The sequence below is a fragment of the Pseudomonas sp. TCU-HL1 genome (assembly GCF_001708505.1).
Classification (GTDB): domain Bacteria; phylum Pseudomonadota; class Gammaproteobacteria; order Pseudomonadales; family Pseudomonadaceae; genus Metapseudomonas.
Genome location: NZ_CP015992.1, coordinates 1,649,636 through 1,673,406, shown reverse-complemented (window position 1 = coordinate 1,673,406; position 23,771 = coordinate 1,649,636). Strand labels below are relative to the sequence as shown.

19 protein-coding genes and 1 pseudogene are annotated in these 23,771 nt (G+C 64.6%); 12 read left to right on the top strand and 8 right to left on the bottom strand.

What is annotated here, in order from left to right; all coding sequences use genetic code 11:
- Position 1 precedes the first annotated feature (1 nt).
- The gene (locus THL1_RS07745) at positions 2–3,076 is read left to right on the top strand and encodes an efflux RND transporter permease subunit (RefSeq protein WP_069082719.1); all 3,075 of its coding nucleotides are present in this window, start codon (positions 2–4) and stop codon (positions 3,074–3,076) included.
- Between the two features lie 486 nt (positions 3,077–3,562).
- On the opposite strand, the gene THL1_RS07740 is transcribed toward THL1_RS07745, so the two are convergent.
- From THL1_RS07740 to THL1_RS07730, 3 genes are all read right to left on the bottom strand, one after another.
- Positions 3,563–4,708, bottom strand: a complete 1,146-nt coding sequence (locus THL1_RS07740; protein WP_069082015.1) for an IS110 family transposase — start codon at positions 4,706–4,708, stop codon at positions 3,563–3,565.
- A gap of 89 nt (positions 4,709–4,797) precedes the next feature.
- Positions 4,798–5,535: a DUF899 domain-containing protein gene (locus THL1_RS07735; protein WP_069082718.1), complete on the bottom strand. Its 738-nt coding sequence runs from the start codon at positions 5,533–5,535 to the stop codon at positions 4,798–4,800.
- 107 nt (positions 5,536–5,642) lie between these two features.
- Positions 5,643–6,656 carry an AraC family transcriptional regulator gene (locus tag THL1_RS07730; protein WP_069086446.1) on the bottom strand — a complete coding sequence of 338 codons (1,014 nt, stop codon included), beginning with the start codon at positions 6,654–6,656 and terminating at the stop codon, positions 5,643–5,645.
- Between the two features lie 728 nt (positions 6,657–7,384).
- On the opposite strand from THL1_RS07730, the gene antA reads away from it, so the two are divergent.
- The 10 genes and pseudogenes from antA to THL1_RS31280 form a co-directional block, all read left to right on the top strand.
- A complete protein-coding gene (antA, locus tag THL1_RS07725) occupies positions 7,385–8,779 on the top strand; it encodes an anthranilate 1,2-dioxygenase large subunit (RefSeq protein WP_069082717.1) in 1,395 nt (464 codons plus the stop codon).
- The gene (gene antB / locus THL1_RS07720; protein WP_069082716.1) at positions 8,776–9,267 is read left to right on the top strand and encodes an anthranilate 1,2-dioxygenase small subunit; all 492 of its coding nucleotides are present in this window, start codon (positions 8,776–8,778) and stop codon (positions 9,265–9,267) included. The genes antA and antB overlap by 4 nt, the downstream gene beginning before the upstream one ends.
- Before the next feature lie 19 nt (positions 9,268–9,286).
- Entirely contained in the window at positions 9,287–10,312 is a 1,026-nt protein-coding gene (gene antC / locus THL1_RS07715) for an anthranilate 1,2-dioxygenase electron transfer component AntC (protein ID WP_069082715.1), read from the top strand.
- Positions 10,313–10,491: 179 nt separating this feature from the next.
- On the top strand, positions 10,492–11,655 hold the full coding sequence (locus THL1_RS07710) for an ABC transporter substrate-binding protein (RefSeq protein WP_069082714.1): 1,164 nt from the start codon (positions 10,492–10,494) through the stop codon (positions 11,653–11,655).
- Between the two features lie 61 nt (positions 11,656–11,716).
- Positions 11,717–12,628 (top strand): branched-chain amino acid ABC transporter permease, encoded by a 912-nt coding sequence (locus THL1_RS07705; RefSeq protein WP_069082713.1) that lies wholly within the window; start codon positions 11,717–11,719, stop codon positions 12,626–12,628.
- A 10-nt stretch (positions 12,629–12,638) separates the two neighbouring features.
- A complete protein-coding gene (locus THL1_RS07700) occupies positions 12,639–13,658 on the top strand; it encodes a branched-chain amino acid ABC transporter permease (RefSeq protein ID WP_069082712.1) in 1,020 nt (339 codons plus the stop codon).
- Positions 13,655–14,404 (top strand): ABC transporter ATP-binding protein, encoded by a 750-nt coding sequence (locus tag THL1_RS07695; protein ID WP_069082711.1) that lies wholly within the window; start codon positions 13,655–13,657, stop codon positions 14,402–14,404. Before THL1_RS07700 ends, THL1_RS07695 begins: the two co-directional genes overlap by 4 nt.
- Positions 14,397–15,086 carry an ABC transporter ATP-binding protein gene (locus THL1_RS07690; RefSeq protein ID WP_069082710.1) on the top strand — a complete coding sequence of 230 codons (690 nt, stop codon included), beginning with the start codon at positions 14,397–14,399 and terminating at the stop codon, positions 15,084–15,086. The genes THL1_RS07695 and THL1_RS07690 overlap by 8 nt, the downstream gene beginning before the upstream one ends.
- 133 nt (positions 15,087–15,219) lie before the next feature.
- Entirely contained in the window at positions 15,220–16,473 is a 1,254-nt protein-coding gene (locus tag THL1_RS07685) for an OprD family porin (protein WP_069082709.1), read from the top strand.
- A gap of 623 nt (positions 16,474–17,096) precedes the next feature.
- Positions 17,097–17,501: pseudogene (locus THL1_RS31280) on the top strand (methyl-accepting chemotaxis protein); the annotation flags it as partial.
- Positions 17,502–17,631: 130 nt separating this feature from the next.
- Here the strand turns inward: THL1_RS31280 and THL1_RS07675 are convergent.
- The 4 genes from THL1_RS07675 to THL1_RS07660 form a co-directional block, all read right to left on the bottom strand.
- A complete protein-coding gene (locus tag THL1_RS07675; RefSeq protein WP_145928272.1) occupies positions 17,632–18,501 on the bottom strand; it encodes an alpha/beta hydrolase in 870 nt (289 codons plus the stop codon).
- Positions 18,502–18,952: 451 nt separating this feature from the next.
- On the bottom strand, positions 18,953–19,879 hold the full coding sequence (gene catA, locus THL1_RS07670) for a catechol 1,2-dioxygenase (protein ID WP_069082706.1): 927 nt from the start codon (positions 19,877–19,879) through the stop codon (positions 18,953–18,955).
- A gap of 39 nt (positions 19,880–19,918) precedes the next feature.
- Positions 19,919–20,209, bottom strand: coding sequence for a muconolactone Delta-isomerase (catC, locus tag THL1_RS07665; protein ID WP_069082705.1), 291 nt, complete (start codon positions 20,207–20,209; stop codon positions 19,919–19,921).
- 15 nt (positions 20,210–20,224) lie between these two features.
- Positions 20,225–21,346 carry a muconate cycloisomerase family protein gene (locus THL1_RS07660; RefSeq protein WP_069086445.1) on the bottom strand — a complete coding sequence of 374 codons (1,122 nt, stop codon included), beginning with the start codon at positions 21,344–21,346 and terminating at the stop codon, positions 20,225–20,227.
- 135 nt (positions 21,347–21,481) lie between these two features.
- On the opposite strand from THL1_RS07660, the gene THL1_RS07655 reads away from it, so the two are divergent.
- Positions 21,482–22,369: a LysR family transcriptional regulator gene (locus tag THL1_RS07655; RefSeq protein WP_069082704.1), complete on the top strand. Its 888-nt coding sequence runs from the start codon at positions 21,482–21,484 to the stop codon at positions 22,367–22,369.
- A 213-nt stretch (positions 22,370–22,582) separates the two neighbouring features.
- On the opposite strand, the gene THL1_RS07650 is transcribed toward THL1_RS07655, so the two are convergent.
- On the bottom strand, positions 22,583–23,743 hold the full coding sequence (locus tag THL1_RS07650) for a Fic family protein (protein WP_069082703.1): 1,161 nt from the start codon (positions 23,741–23,743) through the stop codon (positions 22,583–22,585).
- Positions 23,744–23,771: the final 28 nt, after the last annotated feature.

Below are 23,771 nucleotides of genomic sequence, written 5' to 3'. Positions count from 1 at the left end.
AATGAGCCGCTTCAACCTTTCCGCATTCGCCGTGCGCAATCGGGCAGTCACCCTCTTCCTGATCATCGCCACCCTAGTCGCCGGGGCCATCGCCTTCAGCAAGCTGGGGCGCGCCGAAGACCCCTCCTTCACGGTCAAGACCATGACCATCACCGCCGCCTGGCCGGGCGCTACCGCGCGTGAAATGCAGGAGCAGGTGGCGGACCGCCTGGAGAAGCGCCTGCAGGAGCTGGACTTCTACGACCGGGTGGAAACCATCGCCCAGCCCGGCTTCGTCTCGATGAAGCTGCAGTACCAGGATTCCACCCGGCCGGGCGACATCCAGGCGCTCTTCTACCAGACCCGCAAGAAGCTCTCCGATGAAGCCAAGCGCCTGCCGCAAGGCGTGGTCGGCCCCTTCTTCAACGACGAATACTCGGACGTCTACTTCGCCCTCTACGCGTTGGAGGCCGAACAACTGCCGCACCGCCAGCTGGTGCAGATGGCCGAGGACCTGCGCCAGGGCCTGCTCAATCTGCCCGGGGTGAAGAAGGTCAACATCCTTGGCGAACAGGCCCAGCGCATCTTCGTCGAATTCTCCTACCAGCGCCTGGCCACCCTTGGCCTGAAGCCCGAACAAATCTTCGAAGCCCTGGCCAAGCAGAACGGCGTGGCCCCGGCAGGCTTCGTCGAAACCAGCGGACCGCGCGCCTACATTCGCCTGGACGGTGCCTTCGACAGCCTGAAGCTGATCGAAAACGTGCCGATCAATGCCAACGGCAAGCTGTTGCGCATCGCCGACGTCGCCACGGTCACACGTGGCTACGAGGACCCGCCGAACTACCGCATCCGCCACCAGGGCGAACCGGCGCTGATGCTCGGCGTGATCATGGACCCGCACTTCAACGGCCTTGAACTGGACAAGTCCCTGCAGGCCGAGGAAGACCGCATCCATGCCGGGCTGCCGCTGGGTGTGAAATTCGACAAGGTCTCCGACCAGGCCGAGAAAATCCGCATCGCGGTGAATGAGTTCATGCTCAAGTTCTTCGTCGCCCTGGGCGTCGTGATGCTGATCAGCCTGCTGGCCCTGGGCTTCCGCGTCGGCCTGGTGGTGGCCGCCGCCGTACCGCTGACCCTGTCCATCGTCTTCGTGATCATGCTGATGACCGGACGCGAGTTCGACCGGATCACCCTCGGCGCGCTGATCCTCTCCCTGGGCCTGCTAGTGGACGACGCCATCATCGCCATCGAGATGATGGTGGTGAAGCTGGAGGAAGGCCTCGACCGCGTGCAGGCCGCCACCTTCGCCTGGACCTCCACCGCCGCACCCATGCTCACCGGCACCCTGGTGACCGTCATCGGCTTCCTGCCGGTGGGCTTCGCCAAGTCCAGCGCTGGGGAGTACGCCGGCAACATCTTCTGGATCGTCGGCTTCGCCCTGCTCGCCTCCTGGCTGGTGGCGGTGTTCTTCACGCCCTACTTGGGGGTGAAGCTGCTGCCCAAGATCAAGCCCGTTGCCGGCGGCCACGACGCGCTCTACGCCACCCGCCTCTACCAGCGCCTGCGCACCCTGGTCACCTGGTGCGTGAACCACCGCAAGCTGGTCACCGTCCTGGTGGTGCTGGCCTTCGTCGCCAGCGGCCTAGGAATGGGCATCGTGAAGAAGCAGTTCTTCCCCAACTCCGACCGCTCCGAGTTGCTGCTGGAGGTCTACATGCCGCCGGGCAGTGCCTTCAAGGCCACAGAATCCGTGGTCGCCCAGGTGGAGAAAGCCCTGCTGGAAGAACCTCAGACCAAACTGGTCAACGCCTATGTAGGCGGCGGTGCGCCACGCTTCTTCCTGTCCCTGAACCCCGAGCTGCCGGACCCGGCGTTCGCCAAAATCATCGTGCAGACCGCAGACGCCAAGGCTCGCGACACCCTAAAGGCACGCATGCACGAACGTATCGCCGCCGGTGAATTCCCCTCGGCGCGGGTACGCGTCACCCAGCTGGTATTCGGCCCGCCTGTGCCCTTCCCGGTGGTGTTCCGGGTTTCCGGCCCCAACCTCGACCAGCTGCGGCAGATCTGCGAAGAGGTTCGTGCCGTGGTCGCCGTCAATCCCAAAACCCGCGACACCTTCATAGACTGGGGTGAGCGCAGCAGTTCCTATCGCCTGGTACTGGACCAGGACCGCCTGCGCCTGCTCGGCTTCACCCCCGTTGATGTCAAGAGCCAGCTCAACGCCCTGCTCACCGGCAACCCGGTGACCGAAGTACGCGAAGGCAACCGCACCGTGGCCGTGATGGTCCGCGCGTTGCACGCCCAGCGGCAGAACCTCGGCGGCATCGAGGGCCTGACCATCACCAATGCCGCGGGCGTCTCGGTGCCCCTGGAACAGGTGGGGCGTTTCCAGCCGGTGATGGAAGAACCCATCCTCAAGCGCCGCGACCGCGAACTCACTTTCGAAGTCCGTGCCGACATCATCCAGGGCACCCAGCCACCGGACGTGGAAAAGGCCGTGTACGCCGACCTGCAACCGCTGATCGCCAAACTGCCAGCCGGCTACAAGGTGACCATCGCCGGCCCGGTGGAAGAAAGCGCCAAGGCCAACAAGGCGCTGGCCGTGCTGTTCCCGGTGATGATCCTGCTGACCCTGGTGGTGATCATGTTCCAGGTGCGCTCCTTCTCCCTGATGTTCATGGTGTTCGCCACCGCGCCACTCGGCCTGATCGGTGCGATCCCGGCGCTGCTGCTGTTCAACCAGCCCTTCGGCTTCAACGCCATCCTGGCGCTGATCGGCATCGGCGGCATCCTGATGCGCAACACCCTGATCTTCACCGACCAGATTGAACAGGAGCAGGCCCACGGCCGCCCCCTGCGCGAGGCCATCATCGAGGCAACCGTGCGCCGCGCCCGCCCGGTGCTGCTCACCGCCCTGGCCGCCGCGCTGGCCTTCATCCCGCTGACCTTCTCGGTGTTCTGGTCATCCCTGGCCTATGTGCTGATCGGCGGCGTACTGGTGGGCACAGTGCTGACCCTGCTGTTCCTGCCGGCGCTGTGTGCGCTGGTGTTGCGGGTGAAGAAGCCGGTGGAGGAGGCGGTGCTCCAGCTCTGATGGAATAGCTCCCACAACGCAAGCGGTGCGCACAGCGCACCCTACGGTGGAGCGATTCGGTTCGTAGGGTGCGCCGCGCGCACCAATGGCCGAGCAAGACGCTGGAGGTGATTTCCCTGTGGGGGCGAATTCATTCGCCAAGGGCAATGCAGTTGCCCCCTGATACAGGGCAGACCTTCGGCCTGCTTGGCGAATGAATTCGCCCCTTCTATGAAGATCTCGGTGTCAAGGCCTGTTCCTCCGATTCATGACTTGGGGCACGCATCAAGGCAGCGGGGCATGCTGCTCGTGAGACCTAGCGTCTCACCACCTTCTATCCGCTGGTCACGAGGACCAACACGATCCTGCTTGCGCGTTGCGCTCAGGCATACCCCTTTGCACCACACCCTTTCTACAAGATCGGTCATCGCGCTGATGACCCGGGCGAATTACGGGCGTGTTGACTGCGTAACTCTTTCGTCGCGGCTCGCTGGCTGAGTGGTGGTGTCAGGGCACGGCTTTCAGTGTTGCACCCGCCGGCAGCTCACCGCGCTCCAGGTAGCGCCACAAGGCGATCACCAGGCGTCGCGCCAGGGCCACGATCGCTACCCGTCGACTGCGACGGCAATCACCGCCGGCCTTCTTGGCGAACCAGTGGCTGAGGGCGCTGTTCGGCTGGTAGTGCAGCCATAGCCAGGCCTGTTCGACCAGCAGCGCGCGGACCCGGGGATTACCCTGCTTGCTGATGCCCTGGTCGACCCGCAGCGTGCCGCTGTCGTAGGGCGAGGGCACCAGGCCAACGCAGGCCCCCAACTGACGGCGGTTGCGAAACTGCCGCCAGAACAGCTCGAGTACCAGTTGCCGGGCGCCGACGGTGCCGATGCCGCGCAACTGGCTCAGTCGCGCCACTTGTTCGGCCTGGCGGGTGCCGAAGCGCTGCGCGTGTTCGTGCTCCAGCCGCCGCAGCTGGGTCCGGGCCTCCTGCCAGCGTTGCAGCTCCCGCTGCAGGCGGGCCTGCAGCGCCGCCCCCAGCGCCTGGCCAGCCCAGTCCTGCAGCGTGCCCTCGGCCAGTTGTTGGCGGCCGGCACGATCCAGCCGGGTCCAGCAGCCCACCGTCGCCAGCAGCTTCTCGATCCGGTTGCGGTGCTGCTGCAGCTCGCGCTGCAACTGCTGGCGCTCGCGCCCCCAGTGCCGGCGATCCTCGTCCTCGACGCTGGGCGGGCACACCACCTGAAAACGCCGCTGCTCGCCACGCAGCCAGGCCAGCAGGGCCTCCACCAGGCGCAAGGCGTCCAGCCGGTCAGTCTTGGCCAGACGCCTCCGCCGCGCCATCAGCAGGCTCGCTGGATCGATCACCAGGACCTCCAGCGCACGCGCCTGCAAGGCGCGCTGTAGCCAGAAGCCATCCTGGCCCGCTTCATACACCACGACCACTCTGGCGGACGCTGGCAACGCCCAGAGCGCGCGCGTCTCCGCGATCGTTTGCACCACCTGCTCCAGGCGCGCCAGGGGTTGCGGTGCGTCGACTGTCTTCAGCCGGGGGGCGCGCCGGGCATCACTCAGCGCCACTTTCCAACTGGCCCTGGCCAACTCCAGCGCCACTGCCAAGACCGGTTCGTTCGCACTATGCTGTTCAACGTAGGCCGTTCGCATGTCGATTCCTCCTCTGGGCCAAACCTTCTATCCCCCGGATTAAGAATCGGCGTGCGGGCGGCCTTTGCATAGGATCTACAAGAGCTGCATCACTCCGCGCAGCAGCTATGCGCCTTCATCGGTTCTTCCTCATAGCGGTCGTGGTAGGTCATCCAGTCCATGATCTCCTGCTCATCACGGCCCTTGGGCAGCAGGTCGAGGAAGTTGTAGGCGCCTACCAGCAGGTCCAGGCCACGGGCATAGGTGGAATAGGTGTGGAAGATGTCCCCGGCCTCGTTGCGATAGAACACGCTGAGCCCCGGCATGTCCTCGCCCGGGTCCTTGCTGGTGCCGTAGTTGTATCGCGCGGTGCCAGCGGCGATGTCTTCGGGCCGGGCGGCCACGCCGAAGTCCTGGTTGAAGGCACTGCCTTGGGACGACACCCACTTGAACGTCCAGCCCATGCGCTTGCGGAAGGCCTGGAACTCCTGCAAGGGCGCACGCGACACGCAGAGCAGGGTCACGTCGTGGTGCTTGAGGTGCTGGTTCGGCCCATCGATATGGTCGGCGAGGAAGGAGCAGCCGGGGCAACCTTCCTTCCAGTTGGGGCCGAACATGAAGTGGTAGATGACCAGCGTGCTGCGCCCGTCGAACAGGTCGGCCAGGGTTTCCCAGCCGTCCGGCCCCTCGAAGGCATAGACCTGGTCGATGCGGACCCAGGGCAGCGCCCGGCGCTCGGCGCTGAGTTTGTCGCGCTCGTGGGTGAAGGCCTTTTCCTTGCGCAGCAATTCCTCGCGCGCCTGAAGCCATTCTGCTTGGGAAACTACGGGATGCTTGTCGATGTTCATGGTGCGCACTCCTGAACCAGACGTTGATAAGGGACTCGCCCTAGTGGTCGTCCGGCCGGGGGTGCGCTCGACAATTGCGCGAAGAGTTGGCGACGAGCGGCCGCGCCTCAGAGGCTGTGGCCGCGTCTGGCCTCCAGGCGCTGGATGGTGGCGCTCGGTGTTTCGCCGAACAGCTTGCGATATTCGCTGGAGAAGCGTCCGAGGTGATTGAAGCCCCAGGCCAGCGCGATCGCCGAGATGTTGCGCTGGGAACGGTCCTCGAGGATGTCCTGTCGCACTGCAGTGAGCCGGTGCTTCTTCAGGAACGCCATCGGCGACTGGCCGAAGTACTTCCTGAAGCCCTCGAACAGCTTGAAGCGCGAAACGCCGGCGGCGCGCTCGATGTCCTCCAGGCAGATGTCCTCGCGGGCGTGGACCTGGATGAAGGAACGGGCACGCAGCAAGTAGTGCGGCAGCTTGATCTCCAGGCGCTCGCGCAGTTCGTCCGAATAGTTGTTCGGCTGGGCCAGGATCAGCCCCTTGATCAGCGCGCTTTCCAGATCACGGGTGAAGAACAGCTGGCCGTAGAGATCACGGCTGCGCTCCAGCTCATCGATCAGGTGCCGCGCCATGCGCCACCAGGAAGCCGCCGCGCCTTCTACCGCATCCATCTCGGCCTGGAAGCTCAGCGGTGCATCCACGCTGCGTTGCAACAGGTCTTCCAGGGTCTGCTGCATGGCCGCACGGGGAATCGCCACCTGCAACTTGTGGCAGTCGCCGCCGATGGTCAGCTCCTGGTGTTCGTGGGGCGAGACGATCACTCCCCAGTCGCGATCCGAACGCAGCAGTCGCCCGGACTTGGCCAGCTCCTGCTCGCCGCTGAGCGGCAGGCTGAGGCTGTAACAGTTGAGGTTCATCTCGTCGCCGACGCCGATGGTGACGTCGGTGCCGTACTCGACATAGCCCAGGGTGGTGGACATCGAGGGCAACACATTGCCGCTGTGGTGGAACTGGATACGCTCGGGCTTCGCCGCCTTCAGCTGGTGAGGCCCGCAAATGTTCGACATCCAGGAACGGGCTCCCGCCAGATCGTAGCGATCTGCGGAAATGTCTCGAAAATGGGGATAGTTCTTCGTACTCATCACGCGGCACCCAACACGGCAATTGGAGATGCGCGCTCTTGCGGCGCGTCGAGTTGAAACAGGCAAGCTCCATGCCACACCAGCACGCTCCTTCGAAGAGCGGAAATCGAGGATAACATTGGCCCATTTTCTGGATAGATCTGCTCCTCGGCCCCCGGAAACGTGTCCACAAAGGACCAGGCGACTGGTCTGGATGCCTCATTCCAGGGCCCTGCCACGCCGCCTGGAACAAGGCCTACGGTCACTCGGTGCGTTAACCGCCCACTTTCTCCGGCGCAACCTGGTGATTGGCAGAAAAGCTGGTGTGTTACTCGGTTTGGGAAGCACATGCACGCCTTGGGTTACCCCCACGGAAGGAGTGGATAGCCTTCGCCAATTTTTCGGATAGCGCACAGCGAAAGAATCGGCTAGCCAACCGCCATTTCCATCAGCAGGCGTTACCTCGGGCCGCTCCAGGCCAACCCACCGTTACCGCGCCCCGCCGTGGCGCTGTCGAGGTGGATTCAAGTCCCCTTCCCACCCCCGCCGCTATCCGCTTGCTGGACAAAGGCTATCCGTTTCTTCCGCTCGCCCAGGAACCGCTGCAAGCCCCGCCCCTTGTGGCTTGCGGGTGGATGGCCGACGGCAAAATTTACGGCGCAGCTTCGCCAACTATGCGGATAGACCGGGCAAGTCCCTGCTCCTTCTAATGGCCTCCACTGATTCGCCCGATGTGGAAGGTGCCACCCATGAATACTTCGAATAAAAACGTTGCGCAGTGGAGAGAATACGTCAGCGGCTGCCTGGACTTCCGTCCAGACGACGGCGTGTACCGCATCGCCCGGGACATGTTCACCGAGCCGGACCTGTTCGACCTGGAGATGGAACTGATCTTCGAGAAGAACTGGATCTACGCCTGCCACGAGAGCGAAATCCCCAACGCCCACGACTTCATGACCCTGCGCGCCGGCCGCCAGCCGATGATCATCACCCGCGACGGCAATGGCGAGCTGAACGCCCTGATCAACGCCTGCCAGCATCGCGGCGCCACCCTCACCCGCGTGGGCAAGGGCAACCAGTCCACCTTCACCTGCCCCTTCCACGCCTGGTGCTACAAGAGCGATGGCCGCCTGGTGAAGGTCAAGGCACCCGGCGAGTACCCGGAAGGCTTCGACAAGGCCACCCGAGGCCTGAAGAAAGCGCGCATCGAGAGCTACAAGGGCTTCGTCTTCATCAGCCTCGATGTCGCCGGCACCGACAGCCTCGAAGACTTCCTCGGCGACGCCAAGGTGTTCTTCGACATGATGGTCGCCCAGTCGCCCACCGGCGAGCTGGAAGTGCTGCCCGGCAAGTCCACCTACACCTTCGACGGCAACTGGAAGCTGCAGAACGAGAACGGCCTGGACGGCTATCACGTCAGCACCGTGCACTACAACTACGTGGCCACCGTGCAGCACCGCCAGCAGGTCAACGCCGCCAAGGGCGGCGCCAGCAGCACCCTGGACTACAGCAAGCTCGGTGCCGGTGACGCCGAGACCGACGACGGCTGGTTCTCCTTCAACAACGGCCACAGCGTGCTGTTCAGCGACATGCCCAATCCCACCGTACGCCCCGGCTACGCCACCGTGATGCCACGCCTGGTCGAGGAGCACGGCCAGGCCAAGGCGGAGTGGATGATGCATCGCCTGCGCAACCTGAACATCTACCCCAGCCTGTTCTTCATGGACCAGATCAGCTCCCAGCTGCGCATCGTGCGTCCGGTGGCCTGGAACAAGACCGAGATCACCAGCCAATGCATCGGCGTGAAGGGTGAGTCCGATGCCGACCGCGAGAGCCGCATCCGCCAGTTCGAGGACTTCTTCAACGTCTCCGGCATGGGCACCCCCGACGACCTGGTGGAGTTCCGCGAACAGCAGCGCGGCTTCCAGGGACGCCTGGAACGCTGGAGCGACATCTCCCGCGGCTACGGCAAGTGGGTCACCGGCGCCACCTCGAACAGCCAGACCCTGGGCATCGCGCCGGTGATGACCGGCACCGAATTCACCCATGAAGGTCTGTACGTGAACCAGCACGTCAACTGGCAGCGCTTCCTGCTCAAGGGCCTGGACCAGAAAGCCCTGAAACTACAGGAGGTGCAGGCATGAACCCGCAACTGCAATACCAGATCGAACAGTTCCTCTACGACAAGTCCGCCCTGTGCGACGCCCAGGACTGGGACGCCTACCTCGAGCTGTTCGACGAGCAGTGCGAGTACCACCTGCCGCAGTGGGAGTCCGAGCACCAGTACACCACCGACCCGAAACGCGGCATGTCGCTGATCTACTACAGCAACCGCTCGGGCCTGGAAGACCGGGTGTACCGCATCCGCACCGGCAAGGCCGCCTCGACCGTGCCGATGCCGCGCACCCTGCACCAGATCAGCAACGTGCGTATCGCCGAGCGTGGCGATGGCCAGCTGGAAGTGAAGGCCAACTGGCACACGCTGTACTACCGGCTGGGCCAGAGCGAGCAGTTCTTCGGCCATGCGACCTACCACCTCAAGCCCAGCGGCGAGAGCTGGAAGATCACCCGCAAGCACATGGTCCTGCTCAACGACACCATCAACTCGGTGCTCGACTTCTACCACCTCTGATTGCCCGGATGTACGCGCCATGAACCACAAGGTCGCCTTCAGTTTTGCCGATGGCAAAACCCTGTTCTTCCCCGTGCAGGGCAACGAGATCCTGCTCGATGCCGCCCTGCGCAACGGCATCAACATTCCGCTGGACTGCCGCGAGGGCGTCTGCGGCACCTGCATGGGCCGCTGCGAGTCCGGCCGCTACGCCATGGACTACGTGGACGAGGAGGCCTTGTCGGCCAAGGACCTGGAACAGCGCAAGATGCTCACCTGCCAGACCCGTGTGCAATCCGATGCGTCGTTCTACTTCGACTTCGCCTCGTCGCTCTGCAGCGCGGCGCGGCCGGTGGAAGAACGCGGCGTGGTCACCCACGTCGAGCAGGTGTCGCCGACCACCGCCATCCTCCACCTGGATGCCGGCATCGACGGCCAGCACCTGGACTTCCTGCCGGGCCAGTACGCCCGCCTGCAGGTACCGGGCACGGACGCTAAACGCTCCTACTCCTTCGCCAACCGACCGAACGCGGAGAACAAGCTGCAGTTCCTCATCCGCCTGCTGCCGGACGGGGTGATGAGCAACTACATCCGCGAACGCTGCAAGGTGGGAGACGAAATCCACTTCGAAGCCCCGCTGGGTGCCTTCTACATGCGCCACATCGAAAAGCCGCTGCTGCTGGTGGCCGGTGGGACCGGCCTCTCGGCCTTCCTCGGCATGCTCGACGAGATCGCCGCGAATGGCGGCTGCGGTCAGCCGGTGCACCTGTTCTATGGCGTGCGCCAGGTGGCCGACCTCTGCGAGCTGGAGCGCATCCAGGACTACGCCGCACGCATCCCGGACTTCAGCTTCACCCCGGTGATCAGCGACGAGGGCCAGGACTGGAACGGCAAGCGCGGCTACGTACCCGAGCACTTCGATGCAGTGGCCCTGCGCGAAGCCCCCTTCGACATGTACCTCTGCGGCCCGCCGCCGATGGTGGAGTCGGTGAAGACCTGGCTCACGGAAAACGGCATCGATAACGGTCACCTGTATTTCGAGAAGTTCACCGAGAGCAATACCTGACAAGTGCATGCCCCTTTGCAGGAGCCAGCTTGCTGGCGAATGCGCGATGCGTTCGCCAGCAAGCTCGCTCCTACAGCGGCACACAAAACAACAAATACGCTCCACCCGCTTCACCAACTGCCCACACAACAACTAAGCAGGCCGGGTCACGACGGCGCTGCGCAACCAAGGCGGTAACCATGAAAAAGACCCTTGAACTTGCGATGCTCGGGGCCGCGCTGGCCTCTTCCCTCCCCGCCCTGGCACAGGACCCTGTGCGCATCGGCTTCATCACCACCCTTTCCACACCCGCTGGCTACCTCGGCGAGGACGCCCGCGACGCCTTCCGCCTGGCCATGGACCAGGAAGGCGGCAAGCTCGGCGGCGTGCCCGTGGAGCTGGTGGTCGAGGACGATGGCCTGCAACCCGCCAAGGGCAAGCAGATCATCGACCGCATGAGCCTCGACGGCATCTCCCTCTACACCGGCGTCATGTTCTCCAACGTACTGGCCGCCGTGGTCAACGGCGCGACCCAGGGAGACCGCTTCTACATCAGCACCAACGCCGCGCCCTCCAACCTCGCCGGCGCACAGTGCAAGCCCAACTACTTCGCCGCCTCCTACCAGAACGACGTGCCCCACGAGATGGCCGGCGTCGCCGCCAACGACCTCGGCTACAAGAAGATGGTCATCCTCGCCCCCAACTACCAGGCCGGCCGCGATGCCCTGGCCGGGTTCAAGCGCACCTTCAAGGGCGAAGTCACCGAGATCTACACCAAGCTCAACCAGTTGGACTTCTCCGTGGAACTGGCGCGCATCCGCTCGCTGAACCCGGACGCCGTGTTCCAGTTCCATCCCGGCGGTGCCGGCATCAACTTCGCCAAGCAGTACGGCAGCTCGGGTCTGGCCAAGAGCATCCCGATGGTAGTGCCGGTGTTCTCCATGGACGAGCGCATGCTCGCCGCCACCGGCAACGTGGCCGAGGGCGTCAACGTGGTCAGCGGCTGGAACCCGCAGTCCGACAACCCGGCCAACCAGGCCTTCATCAAGGCCTTCACCGAGAAGTACAACCGCGCCCCCACCATGTACGCCGCCCAGGGCTACGACACCGCGCGCCTGATCGGCTCGGCCCTCAAGGCCACCAATGGCGACATCAAGAACGCCGAGGCCTTCCGCAGCGCCCTGCGCGATGCCCGCTTCGACTCGGTGCGTGGCAACTTCCGCTTCGGCAGCAACCAGCATGCGGTGATCGACTGGCACCTGCTCAAGGTCCAGGCCGGTGCCGACGGCAAGCTCGCCGAGGTGCCGGTGAAAACCATCGCCAAGGCCCAGGTGGACAGCTACGCGACCCAGTGCGCGCTCTGATCCCGACCTGACCCGCCAGCCCGCCGGCCACGCCGGCGGGCCACCATCGCAGGACTTCGCCATGCTGTTGCTCGAACAACTTCTCAATGGCCTGCAGTACAGCGCCCTGCTGTTCCTGCTCGCCTCCGGCCTGACGCTGATCTTCGGCATCATGGGCGTCATCAACCTCGCCCACGGCGCCTTCTACATGGTCGGCGCCTTCTGCGCCGCCCACACCGCCATCGCCACCGGCTCCTTCTGGCTCGGCGGCCTTGCCGCCCTGGCCGGTGCCGCGCTCTACGGCCTGGTGATCGAGACCGGGATCATCCGCCGCCTCTACAACCGCGACCACCTGGACCAGGTACTGGCGACGCTGGCCGTGGTGTTCTTCACCAACGAGCTGATCACCCTGCTGTTCGGCCGCAGCCCGCCGGCCATGCCGACACCGGACTGGTACAACGCCTTCGTCGAAGTGCTGCCCGGCCTGATGTACCCGGTCAGCCGCCTGCTGTTCATCGGCGCCGGCCTGCTGGTGGCCCTCGGCATGTGGCTGCTGATCAACCACACCCGCCTGGGGATGCTGATCCGCGCCGGCGCCGACGACCACGAGATGGTCGGTGCCCTGGGGGTGAACATTGCCCGCCTCTACACCCTGGTGTTCGTCTTCGGCTGCGTGCTCTGCGGCCTGGCCGGCTTCATGGCCGCGCCGCTGCTGTCAGTGGAGATCGGCATGGGCGAGAAGGTGCTGATCACCACCTTCGTGGTCATCGTCGTCGGCGGCGTCGGCTCGGTGCGCGGCGCCCTGGTAGGCGCCCTGCTGATCGGCATGGTCGACAGCCTGGGCCGCGCCTACATCCCGCAACTGCTGGACCAGCTGCTGCCGGCCGAGGTCAGCGGCGCCCTGAGCGCCGGGCTGATTTCCGCCAGCGCCTACATCGTCATGGCCCTGGTGCTGCTGGTGCGTCCGCGCGGCCTGCTGCCGGCCCGCGCCTGAGGAGAATCCCATGTCCCGTCGACTGATTATCGACCTGGCCTGCCTGGCCACCTTCGCGCTGATGCCCCTGGTGGCGGTGCTGTGCAACGAACCCTTCCTGGTCAGCCTGTTCACCCGCCTGGCCATCTACGGCATGGCAGCCGCCAGCCTGGACCTGCTGATCGGCTACGGCGCCATGGTCAGCTTCGGCCACGCCGCGTTCTTCGGCCTGGGCGGCTACGTGGTCGGCATCATCGCCTTCCACAGCTCGCAGGCGATGCCGCTGTGGGGCTGGGAAGGCAGCAACAGCGCGCTGGTGGTCTGGCCGCTGGCCCTGCTCTGCTGTGCCCTGCTCGGCCTGGTGATGGGCTACCTGTCGCTGCGCACCAGCGGCGTGCAGTTCATCATGATCACCCTGGCCTTCAGCCAGATGCTCTACTTCATCCTCGGCTCGCTGTCGCTCTACGGCGGTGACGACGGCATCCTGATGAACGAGCGCAACAGCCTGCCCGGCCTCGACCTGAACGACGCCAACGCGTTCTATTACCTCTGCGTTGCCCTGCTGGTGGCCTGGCTGCTGATCTGCCGGCGCCTGGTGGGCTCGCGCTTCGGCTTCGTCCTGCGCGGCCTCAAGCAGAGCGAGCGACGCACCGTCAGCCTGGGGCTGAAACCTTTGCGCTATCGCCTCACCACCTTCGTCATCGCCGGCCTCGGCGCGGGCCTGGCCGGCGTGCTCTGGGCCAACTACGCGCTGTTCGTAAGCCCCGACATGGGCGCCTGGCAGAAGTCCGGCGAGCTGATGGCGATGGTGATTCTCGGCGGCGTCGGTACCCTCCTCGGCCCGGTGCTGGGCGCTGCGGTCTACCTCGGTCTGGAACAGCTTCTGAGCCTGTGGACCGAACACTGGCTGCTGATCTTCGGCCCGCTCCTGCTGCTGGTGGTGGTGTTCGGCCGCCAGGGCATCTACGGCCTGCTGATGGCCGGCCAGCGACGGCGCAAGGCCTCCGCCCAGCCCCTTCCCGTCGCCACCGCCCGCGAGGTGCACCCATGAGCGCGCAACTGTCCATCCGTGGCCTGGAGAAATCCTTCGGTGCGGTGAAAGCCACCAATGGCGCCAACCTGGAACTGGCCGCTGGCGAGCTGCACGCGATCATCGGCCCCAACGGCGCCGGTAAGTCGACGCTGATCTCGCAGATCGCCGGGGAAATCCGTCCGGACAAGGGGAAGATTCTCTTCACCGGACAGGACATCACCGAAGTGCCGGCCCACGAACGACCACGCCTGGGCCTGGCCCGCTCCTTCCAGGTCAGCCAGCTCTACCCGGATTTCAGCCTGCTGGAGAACGTCGCGGTGGCCATCGCCGCCCGCGAAGGCAGGAGCTTCGGCATGTGGCGTCCGCTGTCCCGCGACCGCAGCCTGCTGGACCCGGCGCTGGGCTACCTGGAACAGGTCGGCCTCGGCCGCCGTGCCCAGGACCTGGTGAGCGAACTGTCCCACGGCGAACGACGCCAGCTGGAACTGGCCCTGGCGCTGGCCCAGGAAGCCTCGGTCCTGCTGCTGGACGAACCCATGGCCGGCATGGGTGCGGAGGAATCCGCGCGCATGACCGAATTGCTCCAGTCGCTCAAGGGGCGCTACGCCATCCTGCTGGTGGAGCACGACATGGATGCCGTGTTCGCCCTGGCCGACCGCATCACCGTGCTGGTCTACGGCCAGACCATCCTCACCGGCTCAGTGGAAGAAGTCCGCAGCAACGCGCAGGTCCGCGCCGCCTACCTGGGGGAAGAACATGCTTGAAGTCAATGGATTGCAGGCCGGCTACGGCCTGAGCCAGGTGCTGTTCGACATGCACCTGACCATCGAACAGGGTCAGGTGGTCTCGCTGATCGGCCGCAATGGCATGGGCAAGACCACCACCGTGAAATCCATCATGGGCCTGCTCAAGCCGAGCGCGGGGAGCATCCGCATCCACGGCAAGGAGATGCGCGGCGCCACACCCTACCGCATCGCCCAGGCCGGTCTGGGCCTGGTGCCGGAAGGCCGCCGCGCCTTCGGCAGCCTGAGCGTGAAGGAGAACCTGCTGGCCACCGCCAGCAAGGGCGGCAAGTGGGACCTGGCACGTATCTATGCCCTGTTCCCGCGCCTGGAAGAACGCCAGGAGCAGCTATCGAAGACCCTCTCCGGCGGCGAGCAGCAGATGCTGGTGGTGGGCCGTGCGCTGATGACCAATCCGCAGTTGCTGATCCTCGACGAAGCCACCGAAGGCCTGGCCCCGGTGATCCGCGAGACCATCTGGAACTGCCTGGCCACCCTCAAGGCCGAAGGCGAGACCATCCTGGTCATCGACAAGAACCTCAAGGAGATGGCGCGGGTGGTCGATCGCCACCACATCATCGAGAAGGGACGGCAGGTCTGGCAGGGAACGCCGGATCAACTCGCCGCGGCACCGGAGTTGTCGCACAGATACCTGGGCGTCTAGCTCGCTCGTCGCCCTAGATCTCGGCCCGTAGTCACGACGGGCCGGTAACCCCCGACGCAATCCGCTCTCCGCCAGCTCAGCGAAAGCCGGCGGCGGACGGTTGCGCCCAGAAAACCAGAAGAAGAGCCTTGCGATGATCTACAAGTCCCGTGCGTTCCCAATCCTATTGAGCACCCTCCCCTTCAGCGCGCTGGCCGCGGAATCCGGTTTCATCGAGGACTCCACCGCTACCCTGCAACTGCGCAACTACTACTTCAGCCGCGATTTCTCCGACATCGTCGGACCGAACAAACAATCCAAGGCCGAAGAATGGGCCCAAGGCTTCATCCTCAACTTCAAGTCCGGCTACACGCCCGGCCCGGTGGGCTTTGGCCTCGACGCCATCGGCACCCTTGGCATCAAGCTCGACAGCAGCCCCGACCGGGTCAACACCGGCCTGCTTCCGGTGCAGGAGGATGGCGAGGCCGCCGACGACTACAGCCGCCTGGGCGTGGCCGGGAAGATGCGTTTCTCGAAGACCGAGCTGAAAGTCGGCGAGCTGCAACCCAACCTGCCGGTGCTGATGTTCAGCGACATCCGCCTGCTGCCGCCCAGCTACCAGGGCGCGAGCATCACCTCCAACGAAATCGCCGGGCTGACCCTGCAGGGTGGCCACCTGACCGGCACCAGCCTGCGCAACGAGGCCGGCGACGACAAGATCCAGGCCCAGATCGGCTACCAGCCACAGCGCCAGGCCTCCAGCGACGCCTTCAACTACGCCGGTGCCGACTACGCCTTCAATGCCAACCGCACCACGGTGGGTGCCTGGTACGCGCAGCTGGAGGACATCTACGACCAGCGCCTGATCAGCCTCAAGCACGCCGAACCGGTGGGCGACTGGGTGCTGGGCGCCAACATGGGCTTCTACGATTCCAGCGAAGACGGTAAGAAGCTGATCGGCGAGGTCGACAACCAGGCCTTCTACTCCCTGCTCTCGGCCAAGCGTGGCGGCCACACCTTCTTCATCGGCTACCAGGGCATGTTCGGCGACCAGGGCTTCCCCAAGGTGTTCGCCAACATCACGCCGCTGGGCAACGAGGTCCCCACCTACGAGTTCGCCTCGGCGGATGAGCGCTCCTGGCAGGTGCGCCATGACTACGACTTCGCCGCCCTCGGCATCCCCGGCCTGACCACCACCCTGCGCTACATCAGGGGCGACAACGTCGACACCGGCAAGGGCTTTGAAGGCGAGGACTGGGAGCGCGACCTGGACATCGGCTACGTGATCCAGAGCGGCGCCCTTAAAGGCCTGGGCGTGCGCATCCGCAACGTCACCGCGCGTTCCAACTACCGCACCGACATCGACGAGAACCGGCTGATCCTCAATTACACATTGGCACTGTTCTGAAACCGAGCGCGCCGTCCACCTTTGGCACGGCCTGCTCCACCTGTGGGGGCGAATTCATTCGCCAAGGGCAACACAGCTGCCCTTGGCCTGGCAGGGCAGCCCTTCGGTCTGCATTGCGATTGAAATCGCCCCCACAAGGTCGTCCCCACCGACAAGGAATCCCCATGCCCCGAAAATCCGTGGCCGCCCTGCTGCTCTGTCTCGGCGGCCTTTTCATGCTCGCCGCCTGGCTGCTGGCCAGCCCCTGGCCGCTGGTCCTGGCCGGCACCTGCACCTTCTGCGGTGGGCTGCTCTACCACCATCTTCCCGCTCAAGTGATCGAGGTTGCGGTGATCCAACCGGTGCCGGAACCGCAACCCGCGCCTGCCTACCCTGTGGAAATCCCGCTGGCACCGGTCCCCACGCTACCCCTCGAACACCTGCTGGCGCGCCTGGCCGACCTTGGCCTGGCCATCGCCGAAAGCGAGGCCGACATGCAGCAGGCCAACAGCCTGGCCCGTCAGGCGGGCGAGAACCTGCAGCTTTCCACCCGCAGCATCGAGGACTCGGCAACTTCCATCGGCGAACTGGGGCAGTACATGGGCCATATCACCGAGGTGTTCAACGACCTCAGCGATCAGTCGCAGCGCATCGGCTCCATCGTCGGCAGCATCCAGGAGATCGCCAAGCAGACCAACCTGCTGGCCCTCAACGCCGCCATCGAAGCGGCGCGCGCTGGCGAACAGGGACGTGGATTCGCGGTGGTGGCGGAAGAAGTGCGCAACCTCGCCCGCCGCGCCAACGAAGCCAGCGAACAGATCGGGGAGATTGTCGGCGGCTTGCTGCATGCCTCGGAAAATGCACGCATCGGCCTGGCACAGGTGGACGGCTCGACGCGTTCTGGCCTGGAGAAATCCGCCATCGCCCTGCAGGCCCTGGCACAGATGAAGAGCGTTGCCACCACACGCTACGAGATCGTCCAGCGCATCATGCAGCGGCTGGAGGAGAAGCAGCGGATCACCGGGCAATTGAGGGAGTTGCTGGGCTGATCACCACTGGAGCGCGCATGCTTATCTTGCAGGGGCAAACTCATTCGCCAAGCAGGTCGAAGACCTGCCTTGCGAAAGCTCGTAGAGGGCAGCTGCGTCGCCCTTGGTGAATGAATTCGCCCCTACAGGCTCACCCATTCAGCCCCATCAATTCGCACATCGCCCGATACAACGGCGTCCCCGGCTGGCCCAACTCCAGCACCACATCGAAATGGTTCCTGCCGGGCGCTTCGACGAAGCGGCCGGGTAGTCCGCTCGCGTTCCAGGCCTCGAAGAAATCGTGGGACTGGCGGGCGAACTCCGCCGTCTCCAGCGCCCCGTAGCTGATCACCAGTTCGGCACCCCGCGTCGGCAGGTGGAAGGCCGGGCTGTTGCGGCGCGCTGCCGCTTCGTCCATCCCCATCCAGCCGTTGATATGGGTCTCCAGCAGCGGCCGCAGGTCGAACAGCCCGCTGATGGGCAGGGCGCCGCGCAGCACGTTGTCCGGCACGCCATAGCGCCCGTGCCAGCCTCCAGCCAGCAGCATCCCGGTGAGGTGCCCGCCTGCCGAGCTGCCACTGACATACAGGCGATGCGGGTCGCCGCCGAACTCGGCTATGTGGCGGTGCAGCCAGGCCAGTGCGCGGCGGGTTTGGTCGACGATATGGTCGAGGCTCACGGCCGGAGCCAGGTCGTAATCCATTACCACCACGCACGCACCGGCGGCGGTCAAGGCCGGCGCCATGAACGCCGAATCGGCCTTGGACAGCGCGCGCCAATAGCCGCCGTGGATGAACAGCAGCACCGGGGCATCCGGCTGCGCGGCAGGGAAGATATCCAGCCGCTCACCGGCTCCCGGTCCGTAGGACACATCCTTGAAGCACTTCAGCCGCGCATGGGCGTCGTCGCTCAGTGCGCGGTACTGGCGCGGATACTGGTCGAAGTCCTCGACGCTGGCGCGGGCGTTGTATTGCACGTCGTAGTACGCGGCCAGTTCGGCCGGATCGCTGGGGCGGGTCATGGGCACCTCCGAGAGTTGTCCGTCGATTAGGCGGCATTCCGTGGGAGGGCGAAATCCGGATAGTCGGGGATGGCTATCCGGGGAGTTTGTGCTGCTTCTGTGGGAGCGAACTCATTCGCGAAAGCCCGAGCACGGGGTCAACCACCCTCACCCCCGGCCCCTCTCCCGCAGGGAGAGGGGTGACTCGCGCCGGGCACTCACCAACCATCCTGCACGGACTGCCCCCTCTCCCTCTGGGGCGAAGAGGCACGCTTTCGAAAGCACCGCTTTCGGTGCCGATGAGCGCCAGGGCGCGAAGCGAACTGACCGGGGCGCAGAGCGGGGTTGGGGTGCGGGAAGCAAAGTTCGACATTGTCCCGAAAGTCAGTGCAAACCCACCGCCCATAAAAAAGCCGGCCAAACGGCCGGCTCAAGCAGCGGGGGAACCAGCCTCCCCCGCCGATTCGGTGACTCAGGCTTCGGCGCGAACGCGGTCGCGGATGGCTTCCTGCTCCGCGCTCGGGGCCTTCTGCAGCTGGAAGTCGAAGTCGATTTCGGCGAAGCGGTCCACGGCGCCACGGGCGGCGGCAGCGGCGGCGTCTTCGGTGAAGCGGATCTCGCCCACCAAGCCATCACGGGTGGCGTAGGCGAAGTCGTCCCACAAGTATTCGTCGCCCGACAGGTTGATCTGGGTGGTCAAGTGGCGATAGCCCGGCGCGGAGATGAAGAAGTGGATGTGCGCCGGACGGTTGCCGTGGCGGCCCAGGTGGTTCAGCACTTCCTGGGTGGTGCCATCCGGCGGGCAGCCGTAGCCGGACGGCACGATGCTGCGGGCACGGTAGCGGCCTTCGCTGTCGGTGACGATGCGGCGACGCAGGTTGTAGTCCGACTGGGTGGTGTCGAAGTAGGAATAGGTGCCCTTGGTGTTGGCGTGCCACAGGTCGACGATGGCGCCGGCGATCGGCTGGCCGTCGGCATCTTTCACCTGGCCCTGGAGGAACATCACGGTACCGGCATCAGTGCCGTCGTCCATGCGGGTTTCGCCTTCGGACAGCGGCGCGCCGGCCACGTACAGCGGGCCTTCGATGGTGCGCGGGGTGCCGCCGGAAAGACCGGCCTGCTCGTCCTGGGCGTCCAGCAGCAGGTCCAGGTAGTGCTCCAGGCCAAGGCCCGCCACCAGCAGGCCGGCTTCGCCACGGGCACCCATGCGGTTGAAGTAGTCCACCGCCTTCCAGAACTCTTCGGTGGTGACTTCCAGGTCTTCGATGATTTTGATGGTGTCGACCAGGATGCGGTTCACCAGCTTCTTCATGCGCTGGCTACCTTGGTCGTTGTTGAAGCCGCTCACTTCCTGGAAGAACTTCTGGACGTTTTCGTTGCTGGACAGTTTGATAGTCATGGCTATTTCCTCATCTTGTTGTTATCGGGCGCGAATCGATCAGCGATCGTCTTCGTGAATCGATGACGGGTGGCGGCAGAGGCCGTCCACCTCGATCTCCATGTAGGGGAACAGCGGCAACTGCATAAGAGTGTCATGCAGCTCCTCGACGCTGGCGAGGTCGAACACGCTGTAGTTGGCATAGTGGCCGGCGATGCGCCACAGATGGCGCCATTTGCCCTCGCGCTGCAGGCGCTGGGCCAACTCCTTCTCGTCGGCCTTGAGCCTGGCGGCCTTGGCGGGGTCCATGTCGACCGGAAGTTTCACGGTCATCTTCACGTGGAACAGCATGGGAAGGTCTCCTGTTTATTTGCGGCGGAAGAACGCCAGGCGCTCTTCGTCCAGGGCCAGGCCAAGGCCCGGGGTACGCGGCACGTGCAGCTGGAAGTCGCGATAGACCGGCGCTTCGCTGACGATTTCCTCGGTCAGCAGCAGCGGCCCGAACAGCTCGGTGTGCCAAGTCAGTTGCTTGAGGGTGACGAAGGCATGGGCCGACGCCAGGGTGCCGATGGAGCCTTCCAGCATGGTGCCGCCGTACAGGGCGATACCGGCCGCTTCGGCGATCTGCGCCGTGCGCAGCACGGCACGCGGGCCACCGTTCTTGGCGATCTTCAGGGCGAAGATGCTGGCGGCGCCGTCGGCGGCCAGGCTGAAGGCGTCTTCGACGCTCTCGATGGATTCGTCGGCCATGATCGGCGCCGGGCTGCGCTGGTTCAGGCGCACCTGGCCGGAACGGTTAATGCGCGAGATTGGCTGCTCGATCAGGTCGATGCCGTTGTCGCCGAGGATGCGGCAGGCACGCAGGGCGATGGATTCGTCCCAAGCCTGGTTGACATCGACACGCACGCTGGCGTTGTCGCCCAGGGCCTGCTTGATGGCGATGACGTGCTTGAGATCGCGGCTCACTTCGCCGGCGCCGATCTTCAGCTTGAAGATGCGGTGACGGCGAATTTCCAGCATGTGCTCGGCTTCGGCGATGTCCTTGGCGGTGTCGCCGCTGGCCAGGGTCCAGGCCACTTCCAGGCCGTCACGCACGCGGCCGCCGAGCAGCTCGCTCACCGGCAGGCCGAGGCGCTTGCCCTGGGCATCCAGCAGTGCGCTCTCCAGGCCGGACTTGGCGAAGGTATTACCCTTGGCGGCCTTGTCCAGGCGCAGCATGGCGGCGTTGATGTTGCAGGCGTCCTGGCCGATCAGCAGTGGAGCTAGGTGGCTGTCGATGTTCTGCTTGATGCTTTCCGGGCTTTCGTTGCCGTAGGCCAGGCCACCGATGGTGGTGGACTCGCCGAGGCCTTCGATGCCATCGGAGCAGCGCAGGCGGATCACCACCAGGGTCTGGTTCTGCATGGTATGCATGGCCAGCTTGTGCGGGCGGATGGTCGGCAGGTCGACGATGATCGTCTCGACGCTTTCGATCAGGACTTGGCTCACTTCAATACCCATCAGGTTCGGTTCATCTGGTCCCGATAGTGGCCGCGACAAACTGCGGGGTCCAATATAGAGTTTGTCTAGTTCGATACCTGGAAGGTATCGCCATATTGGCATCGACACCGCCCCGGAGTCCCCATGGAGCTTCGTCACCTTCGCTACTTCAAAGCGCTCGCCGAAACCCTCAACTTCACCCGTGCCGCAGAACGCCTGCACATCGCCCAACCGCCCTTGAGCCGGCAGATCCAGCAGCTCGAAGACGAGTTAGGTGTGGCCTTGCTGGACCGTGGCCGCCCCCTGCGCCTGACCGAAGCCGGACGCTTTTTCCATGAGCACTCCAGCACCCTTCTCGAGCAGTTGACCAAGGTTTGTGACAATACCCGCCGCATTGGATCGGGTGAAAAAGCCTGGCTCGGCATCGGCTTCGCACCCTCCACCCTCTACGGCGTGCTGCCGGACCTGATCCGGCGCCTGCGCAGCGATGCCGGGCTGGAACTGGGCCTGTCGGAGATGACCACCCTGCAGCAGGTGGAATCCCTCAAGGCCGGTCGCATCGACGTCGGATTCGGCCGTATCCACATCAACGACCCGGCGATTCAGCAACAGGTGCTGACCCTCGACCCGCTGGTGGCCGCCCTGCCCGCCGGGCATCCACTGCTCCCCGGCCCGGTGAGCCTCACGGACCTCGCCCAGGAGCCGTTCGTGCTCTATCCGGGCAACCCCCGGCCGAGCTACGCCGACCATGTGCTGTCGCTATTCGCCGCCTATGGCCTGCAGATCGAAGTGGCGCAATGGACCAACGAACTGCAGACCGCCATCGGCCTCGTCGCCGCCGGCATCGGCATCACCCTGGTGCCGGCCTCGGTGCAGGTGCTGCATCGCATCGACATCGGCTACGCCACCCTGCAGGAAGCCCAGGCCACCTCCCCCATCATCATCAGCCGCCGCGTGGGCGACGCCTCCCCGGCACTGACCCATTGCCTGGCGCTGATCGAGGAGTTGTCTGAAGGGCGGATCGGCGCGTGATCTTGATCCTGGGGGAGCGAGTTCATTCGCGCTGCAGGCCGCAGACCGCAGAACCGGGGGAATGCCGGGTGCACCTGCGCTGCCCTTAGCGAATGAATTCGCCCCCACGAAAAGCAACCGCCCCCCACAACAAGAAAAAAGCCCGCAAAGGAGTGGAAAAGATCTACGCGAACCTGCCGGAGGGAGGATTGAGCTCCCCCTTGTTTGGGTACCTCAGCCATGCACCACTGGCTCGGGAATGAATCCTTCCGCCGCCAGCGCACGTATCACTCCACGTATCAGGTAGTTGTTGGAGAAGCCCAGGGTGTATTGCCGTGCATTGGGCTGGATCGGTCGTAACATCCCCCGATCAACCAGCTTCTTGATCTGGTAGCTGCACTGGGGCGGCTTCAGGCCGGGCATGGCAACGGCTAGATCACCCGCCTTGGCAACGCCGTCATCGGTGCGTAGCAGCTGCTCCAGCACGCCTTGCTCCATGGGATTGATCAGGCCGCGCTCACGCGCATGGCTGATGGCCGGAGCGAGGATCGCACGCTTCAGGTACCGGTAGTCGGTCAGTTGGCCCACCTTGTTCAACTCATGCAGGATGCCTTCCAGCACATAGACACACCAACTTTCCAGGCTGCCCGGCGTCCCCTGATCCGCGGTGCCCAGCATGGCGTAATAGCGCTCCCGGTCGTTGCAGAAGACTGCGGTCGGGTTGAGTACACGGCCACCGGTGGAAACGTTGAAGCCATACTTGATGAGCAACGCGTAAGTGAACAGGCGAACAACCCGGCCGTTGCCATTGGCGAAGGGATGAATCCAGCCGAAGCGATGGTGTGCCAAGGCGACCTTCATCAGATCGTACTTTGGCGGCTCATCCCGATTCACGAAATCCACCAACTCCTCCATGTAGCCGGGAACGAGCAATGCGTCAGGCGGGAGGTGGTTGGACAAGGCGATCTGTACCGCCCCAGTACGAAAGGCGCCTGGCGTTCGGTCGCCTTCTCGATCCAGATTAGCGACCGTCATTGCATGCAGTTCGCGGATGAAATGCTGGGTCAGTTCGCAGCCTGGCGTGATGACCTCTTCGATATAGGCCATTGCCTTCTCGATATTGGAAATCTCCCGCAACGGGTCACTGGTGGAATCGGTCCCTTCAACCCTGCTTTCCACATAGTCGGCGAGCGTCGTGTGGTTCCCCTCGATGCGGGCAGACCCGAGGCTCTCGAGGATGTGGAAGATGTCCTTCAGCTGAAAGAAGATGGCAGGCGGCGTGGAGCCACTCAGGCGAAAGCGGCGCAGATGCTCGAGTTCGTTCAGCACATCAACCAAGGGTGAATCGAACGATGGATTGAGCAGGGTCAGCTCAAAGTGGGAAAAGGATGGCATCTCGACAATCATCCAGAGCGATAAATTT